The organism is uncultured Xanthomonas sp. (assembly GCF_964278005.1).
Lineage (GTDB): Bacteria > Pseudomonadota > Gammaproteobacteria > Xanthomonadales > Xanthomonadaceae > Xanthomonas_A > Xanthomonas_A sontii.
Map to the genome: position 1 here is coordinate 281,810 of NZ_CAXYKF010000009.1, position 9,922 is coordinate 291,731.

The following is a 9,922-nucleotide window of genomic DNA, read 5'->3' on the forward strand; positions in this document are numbered from 1 at the left end:
GGTACTGGAGGTGGGTGGGGCGGCACCGCGTCGGGCCGCCCCAGGCATGCTATCGGCTGAGCTGGACTTTTTTGTAGACCGGCTGCACGTTGCCGCCAGTGGCGACCGCGCTCGACGGCGGGCGCTGCTCCAGGGTGAAGGATGCCACGGCCCGTGCCAGTTCGCCCGCCTCGTGTTCCATCGACCGGGCGCTGGCGCTGGCTTCCTCGACCAGGGCGGCATTCTGCTGGGTCGCCTCGTCCATCTGCACGACGGTCTGGTTGACCTGCTCGATGCCGGCCGACTGTTCCTGCGAGGCCGAGGCGATGTCGCGCATGATGTCGGTGACGCGCTGGACCGAGGTCACGATGTCCTGCATGGTGCGGCCGGCCTGGTCGACCAGGGCCGAGCCTTCGGCCACACGGGTCACCGAATCGTCGATCAGGCCCTTGATCTCCTTGGCGGCGTTGGACGAACGCTGCGCCAGCACGCGCACCTCGCTGGCGACCACGGCGAAGCCACGGCCCTGCTCGCCGGCACGCGCGGCCTCGACCGCCGCGTTGAGCGCCAGGATGTTGGTCTGGAAGGCGATGCCGTCGATCACGCTGATGATGTCGGCGATCTTCTTCGACGAGGCTTCGATGCCGCTCATCGTGGTGACCACCTTGCCGACCACGCTGCCGCCCTGCGAAGCGACCGCCGCGGCGCCGACCGCCAACTGGTTGGCCTGGTGCGCATGCTCGGCGTTCTGCTTGACGGTGGAGGTCAGCTCCTCCATCGAGGCGGCGGTTTCCTCCAGGCTGGCGGCCTGCTGTTCGGTGCGGCGCGACAGGTCGTCGTTGCCGGCGGCGATCTCGCCGGCGGCGGTGTTGATCGCGTCCGAGGCGCCCTGGATCTGCCGCACGATCGCCGACAGCTGCTCGGCGGTGGCGTTGGCATCGTCCTTCATGTTCGCGTACACGCCCTGCAGGTCGGCGTCGATGCGCCGCGACAGGTCGCCCTCGGCCAGTGCGCGCAGCATCTGCTGGATGTGGCCCAGGCCGGAGGCGCTGGCGGCGAGCATGGCGTTGATCTGCTCGCCCAACTGCAGCAGGAAGCCGTGCTTGTCGTCCAGGCGGATGCGTCCGCCGAGGTCGCCGGCGACCGCGCCACGCACGATGCCGGCGATCTCCTCTTCCACCGCCACTTCGTCGGTGCGGTCGGCCCATTCCACCACGAAGCCGAGGCGGTTGCCGGTCGCGTCGGTGACCGGATTGACGATCAGGCGCATGGTGTGGCCGCCGACGCGGATCTGCGCGCGGTGCGTGCCGGTCAGCTCGGCGAGCATGCGCGCCTGGTGTTCGGGATGGCGGTGGAACACGTCGATGGTCTTGCCCAGCAATGCGCTGGCATCGAACTGCGGCAGGTCGCGGCGCAGGTCTTCCTGCACCTCGCTGAGCATCTGCAGCAGCGGGCGGTTGACGTAGACGATGCGGCGGTCGGCATCGGCGATCATGACGTTGGTGGTGACATCGTCCAGCGCGCTGCGGATGCGCTGGGTCTCGCGCTGGGCCTCGCTGTCCTGCTCGCGGCTGCGCAGCAGCTGCGCGTTGGCGGCCACCAGGGTGTGGGCGATGGAGCCTTCCGGCAGGTCCAGCTCGCGGATTGCGGCCGACAGCGGCTGTTGCTGGGCGATGGCGCGCGCGGCCTGGGCCAGGGCGTGCGGGTCGTGGCCCACGTCCAGCAGTTGCCTGCGCATCTGCACCGCCATCGGCACCAGGATCGCCGCTTCCACCGCCACGTACAGCGCATGGATCGCCAGGATGCCGATCCCGGCCTCGGCGGTGAACACCCGCACCGGCAGGCCGCGGTGCTGCAGCCAGAAGAACAGCACGTGATGCACGGCGATCGCGGCGGCCGCGACCATGATCGGCCGCCAGTCGCGGTAGTACAGCAGCAGCGCGATCAGCAGGATGACGCCGAAGTGCACTTCGATCATGCCGCCGGCCTGCTGGATCAGCGTCGCGGCCAGCACCATCAGGCCCAAGGCCACGGTGCAGCGGCTCAGCAGGCTGCCTGGATGCAGCTTCACCTGCAGGGCCATGACGGCCAGGGTCGGCAGGCTGACCGCCAGCCACGGCGTCCACGCGCCCTGATGCCAGGCGGCGGCCAGGCTGGCGAGGGTGGCCAGGACCGCGACGACCACGAACAGCCGGTCGGCCTGCGCCGCCAGTTTCTGCAGGTAGACGTAGCGCTCGTTGCCGACGAGAAAGCTGCCTTGGGTAGGCGAGGCGCTCATGAGAGGGATTCCTTGGAGTCGGTGGGACATCCGCACTGGGCGGGAGAGATCAGCGGCGCGGCGCCGCTGGTGGCGAGCAGCCGCGGCAGCAGCGACGCGGCGGCGATGGACGTGCCGCATCCGGCCAGCTGTGCCGGGCCGGCATAGATCAGGCGGGACTGCGCATCGAAGACGATCAGTGCATAGGGCAGGGACGGCGGCGCCAGCCGCTCGCGCAGGTCCACGCTGCGCATCCCTGAAAGTGCGAGCGCCGCAGGTGCAGCGCACTCGCAGCCGGCCACGCGCAGGCGGAACGCCACGGGCTGCCCGTCGGCAGCGTCGATGGCGGGCGCAAAGGCCAGCAGGCGCGCGCGAATGGCCGCGGCGCTGTCGGCCGGCGGCGGCCTGGCGAGCGCCACCAGTTGGCTTGCCGCCCAGATGCTCCAGAGCACCAGCAGCAACAGCCCCCATGGCAGGCGGGTGAAACCTCCCCAACGGGGCGTCGTGGTGGATAGTGCCTGCATTGGAAACCGGCCAGCGCGACGCCGGCACTCACCGGCTGTTCACGTTATCGACAGCGCCTATCGATCCTTAAGGTGGTATTCATCACATTTCACACAGTGGTAACGACGCTGGTGGGGGGGGGTCGAAAAAAAGGGCTGCTTTGCAGGCCTGGAAACGCATCGGCCGCGGAGGCGTTCCGCGGCCGATCGGCAATTGGGTTGCTGTTCCGGCGGCGCGGTGTGCGCCGGCCGCGGTGTGACAGGCCGAGCCTGGGGGGGCGCGATCCGCGCGCCCGGACTCAAGCGGCCGCGTGTGACGGCCTGCGCGCGGCCGGTACCGCCGGCGCACGCGCCGAGGATGCCGCCGCCTGCACCTTGAACACCGCCACGGCCTGGCGCAGGTGGCCGGCCTGCTCCTCCATCGAACGCGCGGCGGCCGTGGCTTCCTCCACCAGCGCAGCGTTCTGCTGGGTGCTCTCGTCCATCTGGGTGACGGTGCGGTTGACCTGCTCGATGCCGGACGACTGCTCCTGCGAGGCGACCGCGATCTCGCCCATGATGTCGGTGACGTGCTGCACCGAGGTCACGATCTCCTGCATGGTGGTGCCGGCACGCTCGACCAGGGCCGAGCCTTCGGCGACGCGGCCGACCGACTCGTCGATCAGCGTCTTGATCTCCTTGGCGGCGTTGGCAGATCGCTGGGCGAGGGTGCGCACTTCGGTGGCCACCACGGCGAAACCGCGGCCCTGCTCGCCGGCCCGGGCGGCTTCCACCGCGGCGTTGAGCGCCAGGATGTTGGTCTGGAAGGCGATGCCGTCGATCACCGAAATGATGTCGCCGATCTTCTTCGACGAGGCTTCGATGCCGCTCATGGTCTGCACGACCTGGCCGACCACGTCGCCGCCCTGCGAGGCGACCGAGGCCGCGCCGGCGGCCAGCTGGTTGGCCTGGCGCGCACGTTCGGCGTTCTGCTTGACGGTGGAGGTCAGCTCCTCCATCGACGCAGCGGTCTCCTCCAGGCTGGCCGCCTGCTGCTCGGTGCGGCGCGACAGGTCGTCGTTGCCGGTGGCGATCTCGCTGGCCGCGGCATTGATGCTGACCGCCGCGGTCTGGATGCGCGCGACGATCGCGGCCAGTTGCTCGGTGGTGGCATTGGCATCGTCGCGCATGGTGGCGAACACGCCCTGGAACTGGCCGTGCATGCGCGCGGTCAGGTCGCCGGCGGCAATGGACTGCAGCAAGGCGGACAGCGCCTGCAGGTTGCCGTCGGCGGTGGCCATCAGCTGGTTGAGGCTGTCGACCATCAGGCGGAAGTCGTACTGGAAGCGCGCGGTGTCGCCACGCACGCTGAAGTCGCCTGCGGCCGCCGCACCGGCCAGGTGCTTGATCTCGGTGTTCATCGCGGTCAGGTTGTGCTTGACCGTGTCCATCGTCTCGGTGAGGCGGGCCTTCTCGCCGGGCAGGCGGTCCATGTCCTCGGACAGGTCGCCGATGGCGTAGCGGCCCATGATCTGCGCCAGGCGCTCGGTCACGGCGATGTGCGCGGCGGCCAGGGCGTTGCTGTCGCGGACCATGCGCCCGTAGTCGCCGGGGAAGCTGCTTTCGTCCATGCGGTAGCTGGTCTGGCCCCCATCGTGGCGCCGCGCCATCTCGGTCTGGGCGGCCAGCACCTCGCGCAACTGTTGCTGCATGCGCTGCATGTCGGCCAGCAGCCGCCCGCTTTCGTCGCGGCTGGGCACCACGATGCAGGCGTCGAGGCGGCCTTCGGCGATGTCGGCGGCGACGCCGGCAGCGCGACGCACATTGCGGGTCAGCGTGACCAGCGTATGCGCGCAGATCGCCGCGATCAGCAGCGTCAGCACGCCGAGCCCGGCCACCGCGGTCCACATCGCCTGCAGCGAGGCGTCCAGATGACGCTGCGACTGGCGCTGCAGGGCCTGCAAGGCGGTGGCGCTCAGGCCGTGCAGGGCCGCGTCCCAGCCGTGCAGGGCCGCGTTCCAGCGCTGGTCGGCGTCGGCGCCGCCGTTGTCCAGGGCCTGCGCCAGTTGCGGCAGGGCGCGGTCGGCGACGGCGGCTTCGTTGCTCACCGCCTGCGTCAGCGCCGGATCCTGCTGCTCGAGCAGGCCAAGGGCCTTCTTCAGTTCATGCCGCAGGCGTGCCTGGTCGCGCGCCAGCTCGCCGATCTGGGCGCGCAGGATCGGGGTCTCGGTGCCCGCCTGGGACGGGTCGTGCATCGCGTCCAGTCGGGTCAGGGTCTGGCTGGTCACCGGGGCGTAGATCAGGCTGCTGACCACCAGGTGGTAGCTCTCCACATAAGGGGTGTAGACCAGTTGGCTGTCGTCGCGCAGGGCGTCCAGCGCGTCGTCGGCCTTGTCGGCGACCGCCGCGAAGTCGTTGCGCCTGCTCTGCAAGGTCTGTTGCAGTTGCGCCAGCGCCGCCGTGCTGCGGTCGAAGCCGGGCAGGGCCGGCACGGTCCGTTGCAGTTCGCCCAGCGCCCGGTCCGTGGTCTCACGCGCCTGCGCCGCATCGGCGCCGGTGCCGACCTGTTCTTCCTGCAGCGCTGCCAGCAGCGTCAACATCTGCCGCAGTGGCGCATAGCTGCGCAACTCGGCGCGGCTGACCTCCACGCCGTCGTTGAGCGTGCGGGTGTACAGCAGCAGCGGAATGGCCAGGCCGATCAGGGCCAGGACCCCGATCAGGCTGAGTTTGCGCGCAATGGGGAGGTCGTGCCAGATCCGCAGGCGGGAGCGGCGTTCGGAGGCGGGCGGAGCGGCGTGGTTCGCGGAGTGCGACGTCATTGCGCGGGTCTCTGGGGAAAAGCGAAAGAAGGCAGGCGCTCGGGAGCAGGCGCATACGATGGGAATGCAGGGAGGGCGGACAGCGATCGAACTTCGCCGGGCGCAGACGCGCGCATGCGAGGGGATCGCCAGCGCTCGGCCGAATCGGGCATATCTTTAGCGGCGGCTTGAGACAAAGATTGAATCTGTGATCTCGGCCGAGTTATGCGGCCATCAGGGTTGTGGCGCCCAGGTGAGGGACGGAGTGGGCAGGAGATACGCGCTGCGGTGCCCTGCGGATGCAGCCCCGATGCAGGAACGGCGCGATCCGCTAACGACGGCACGATTCGGGGATGCGCAGACCTGCCGAGGAGGCTGCGGGAATCGCGGTGGCCGGCGCGTGTTGGCATGTCCTCGCTCGCTCCATTCGCCGATGGACGTGCCGCGCCGCCGTCGCTGGTGTCGCATGCAGTGGGCGTGATCCGGCCGTGCCGGGCTGGCATCGAGGTCGGGCGAGGCAGGGGCAGTCGGGCGCTGGCGTGCCGTGGCAGGCACGCGATGGTGGCGAGGAGGCGCGGGGCGATGGTGGCGCGTATCGAGCGCCCGTCGGGGCAGCCGGCGTTCGATCAGGCAGGGGATGGCGGAATGTGCCGCTGGTGCAGGCGAGGTGGCCAGGCCGTGTGCGCCTGGCCACCGTGGCCTCAGAACTCCCGCCAGGCGTCGCCGTTGCTGGCGGCGGCCACGACCGGACCGCGTGCCGCCGGTTGCGGCGCGGCGCCGGCTCTGCTCGCGACCCGCGACGCCGGCTTGGCCGGTACCGCGCGGACCGCGGCCGGCGGCGCGATCGTGGCGACACGGTCGATCTTGAACAGCGCGACTGCATCGCTGAGCTGCACCGCCTGTTCTTCCATCGAGCGCGCGGCGGCGGTGGCTTCTTCGACCAGCGCGGCGTTCTGCTGGGTGGTCTCGTCCATCTGGGTGACGGTCTGGTTGACCTGCTCGATGCCGGCGGACTGCTCCTGCGAGGCCGCCGAGATCTCGCCCATGATGTCGGTGACGCGCTGTACCGAGGCGACGATCTCGCTCATGGTGCGGCCGGCCTGGTCGACCAGCACCGAACCTTCGGTCACGCGCGTGACCGAATCGTCGATCAGCGTCTTGATCTCCTTGGCGGCATTGGCCGAGCGCTGGGCCAGGGTGCGCACCTCGCTGGCGACCACGGCGAAACCGCGGCCCTGTTCGCCGGCACGGGCGGCTTCCACGGCGGCGTTGAGCGCCAGGATGTTGGTCTGGAAGGCGATGCCGTCGATGACCGAGATGATGTCGGCGATCCTCTTCGACGAGGCCTCGATGCCGCTCATGGTCTCGACCACCTGGCCGACAACGCTGCCGCCTTGCGAGGCGACCGCCGCCGCACCCACTGCCAACTGGTTGGCCTGGCGCGCGTGCTCGGCATTCTGCTTCACGGTGGAGGTCAGTTCCTCCATCGACGCGGCGGTCTCTTCCAGGCTGGCCGCCTGCTGCTCGGTGCGGCGCGACAGGTCGTCGTTGCCGGCGGCGATCTCGGAGGCGGCGGCATTGATGCTGACCGCCGCGGTCTGGATGCGGCCGACGATGCCGGTCAACTGATCGGCGGTGGCGTTGGCGTCGTCGCGCATGGTGGCGAACACGCCGTGGAACTCGCCTTCCATGCGCGCGGTGAGGTCGCCTGCGGCGATGGCCTGCAGCAACGCCGACAGCTTGCCGAGGTTGCGATCGCTGACCTCCATCATCGCGTTGAGATCCTGCACCATCAGCCGGAAGTCGTGCTGGAAGTGCGCGGCATCGCCACGGGCGCTGAAGTCGCCGGCCGCCGCGGCGGCGGCCAGGCGCTTGATCTCGGTGTTGATCGCCAGCAGGCTGGCCTTGGCCGCATCCATCGACTCGTGCAGCACCGCGCGGCTGCCGGGCAGGCGGCGCGCGTCGCGGCGCAGGTCGCCATTGGCGTATTCGTTGAGCACGCCGATGGCATCGACGATGGCGTCCAGGTGTTCGAACATCATGGTGTTGATGCCCTTGCTCAGCTCGCCGTACACGCCCGGGAAGTCCTGCGGCATGCGGTGGCTGATGTCCTTGTCGGCATGCAGCTCGATCATCAGCGCGGTCTCGCTGGAGAAGCGCTGCAACTGGGTCTGCATGCGGCCCATCGCGAGCAGCAGGCGGCCGGGTTCGTCGCGCGCGTCGGTGCTCACGTCGTTGTCCAGGCGGCCATCGGCGATGGCTTCGGCGGCGCGGGTGGCGCGGCCCAGCGGCCCGGTCAGGCTACGGGTGATGGTCCAGCCGAGCAGGCCGCTGACCAGCAGGACGGCGAGGCCGCCGGAGATCAGGACGATACGGCCGCGTGCCATCGCTGCCGAGGAGATCGCATAGGCCTCCCGGCTCAAGCGCCGCTGCAGATCGGCATTGGCGCGGATCGTCGCCTGCTGCCGCTCCATCGCCACCGCGGCATCGCCCAGCAGCAACGCCTGGGCCTGCGAGTTCAGGTCCTTCTCGCCCAGCGCCAGCACCTGATTGTTGAGCTGCACCGACTGCGCCCGCGCACTCTCGATCGCGGCCATGGCCTGGCGTTCGGCCGGGGTCGCCGGCATCGCCGACAGTGCATCGTGCGCGGCCTTGTAGCGCGCCCGGTTGCGCTGCACGATGTCGATCATCTTCTGGTTGGCCGCATCGCCATCGACGATGGTGATGGACAACAGCCCGATCTGCACGTTGGTGTTCGCATCCAGCATCTCGTTGGAGAGGCGCACCTTTTCCATGTTGCCGTTGACGATGCTGTCCAGTTCGCGATGCGCCCTGGCCATGGTCAGCAGCCCCATGGCGACCAGTACACCGGACAACAGGATGAGGATGCCGAACGCCATGCCCAGGCGCCGACCGACGTTGTAGCGTTGCAGAAGTGCGTTCATAGCCGACCTTTGGGGGACAGAAGGAGTCGGGTCGCACGCGCTGGCAGGCCAGCGTTGCGGCGCCTCGTGGCGATGCGCTGCCACCCCATGGATATCGACATGGCGGCCAGGAATTGAGTGGTGTGCGGATCCTTGTTGGCAGGCGGTTAGGAAGCTGTCTGCCTTCCGACGCGTGTTGGTCGGCGAAGGCAAAATCCGACGTGGTTCCGACATGCGTCGGCGTGTAATGGGCCGAGCTATGGTTCGCGTATTGCAGGAATGCGCAGACGCGTACGGGCTGCGCTGCGAACGCCGGGCGTTACCGCCGGGACCGGTCGCCATGCCGGCGGCATGGCGACCGTACGACTCAGAACTCCTGCCAGTCGCCGCCGACCGCGACCGCGGTGCGCTTGGCGGGCTGCCGCTGCGGACGCGCCGTCACCTTGGTCGCCCGCGGCGCGTTGCCCGTGGCAGGCGGCGCCGTCGCCGCACGCACGCCGACGTTGTCGATCTTGAACAACGCCACGGTGTCGCTGAGCTGGCCGGCTTGTTCCTCCATCGAGCGTGCGGCGGCAGTGGCTTCTTCCACCAATGCGGCGTTCTGCTGAGTGGCCTCGTCCATCTGGGTGACGGTCTGGTTGACCTGCTCGATCCCCGACGCCTGCTCCTGCGAGGCCGCCGAGATCTCGCCCATGATGTCGGTGACGCGTTGCACCGAGGCCACGATCTCGCTCATGGTGCGGCCGGCCTGATCGACCAGCGCCGAGCCCTCGGCCACGCGCGTGACCGAGTCGTCGATCAGCGACTTGATCTCCTTGGCGGCGCCGGCCGAGCGTTGTGCCAGGGTGCGCACTTCGCTGGCGACCACGGCGAAGCCGCGGCCCTGGTCGCCGGCGCGCGCCGCTTCCACCGCCGCGTTGAGTGCCAGGATATTGGTCTGGAAGGCGATGCCGTCGATGACGCTGATGATGTCGGCGATCTTCTTCGAGGACGCCTCGATCCCGCTCATGGTCTCGACCACCTTGCCGACCACCGCGCCGCCCTGCGAGGCAACCGTGGCTGCACCGGTGGCGAGCTGGTTGGCCTGGCGGGCGTGCTCGGCGTTCTGCTTGACGGTGGAGGTCAGTTCCTCCATCGATGCGGCGGTTTCCTCCAGGCTCGCCGCCTGCTGCTCGGTGCGGCGCGACAGGTCGTCGTTGCCGGCGGCGATTTCGGTCGAGGCCGCGTTGATGCTGACCGCCGCGGTCTGGATGCGACCGACCATGCCGGTCAGCTGTTCGACGGTGGCGTTGGCGTCGTCGCGCATCGTGGCGAACACGCCGTGGAACTCGCCATCCATGCGCGCGGTGAGATCCCCGGCGGCGATGGATTGCAGCAGGGCCGACAGCTTGCCCAGGTTGTGGTCGCTGACCTCCATCATCGCGTTGAGGTCCTGCACCATCAGCCGGAAATCGTGCTGGAAGTGCGCCGCATCGCCGCGGG

Annotated in this window: 5 protein-coding genes; all 5 read right to left on the bottom strand. The window is 69.5% G+C overall.

The window, feature by feature from the left end:
* Positions 1-49: 49 nt before the first annotated feature.
* Positions 50-2,257 carry a methyl-accepting chemotaxis protein gene (locus tag ACHWVH_RS06870; RefSeq protein WP_394686867.1) on the bottom strand — a complete coding sequence of 736 codons (2,208 nt, stop codon included), beginning with the start codon at positions 2,255-2,257 and terminating at the stop codon, positions 50-52.
* Entirely contained in the window at positions 2,254-2,760 is a 507-nt protein-coding gene (locus ACHWVH_RS06875) for a hypothetical protein (protein ID WP_394686868.1), read from the bottom strand. Before ACHWVH_RS06875 ends, ACHWVH_RS06870 begins: the two co-directional genes overlap by 4 nt.
* Positions 2,761-3,038: 278 nt before the next feature.
* Positions 3,039-5,537: a methyl-accepting chemotaxis protein gene (locus ACHWVH_RS06880; RefSeq protein WP_394686869.1), complete on the bottom strand. Its 2,499-nt coding sequence runs from the start codon at positions 5,535-5,537 to the stop codon at positions 3,039-3,041.
* Positions 5,538-6,217: 680 nt separating this feature from the next.
* A complete protein-coding gene (locus ACHWVH_RS06885) occupies positions 6,218-8,461 on the bottom strand; it encodes a methyl-accepting chemotaxis protein (protein ID WP_295938737.1) in 2,244 nt (747 codons plus the stop codon).
* A gap of 346 nt (positions 8,462-8,807) precedes the next feature.
* Positions 8,808-9,922, bottom strand: a 1,115-nt coding sequence (locus ACHWVH_RS06890) for a methyl-accepting chemotaxis protein (protein WP_394686870.1), incomplete at its 5' end; no start/stop codon positions are given.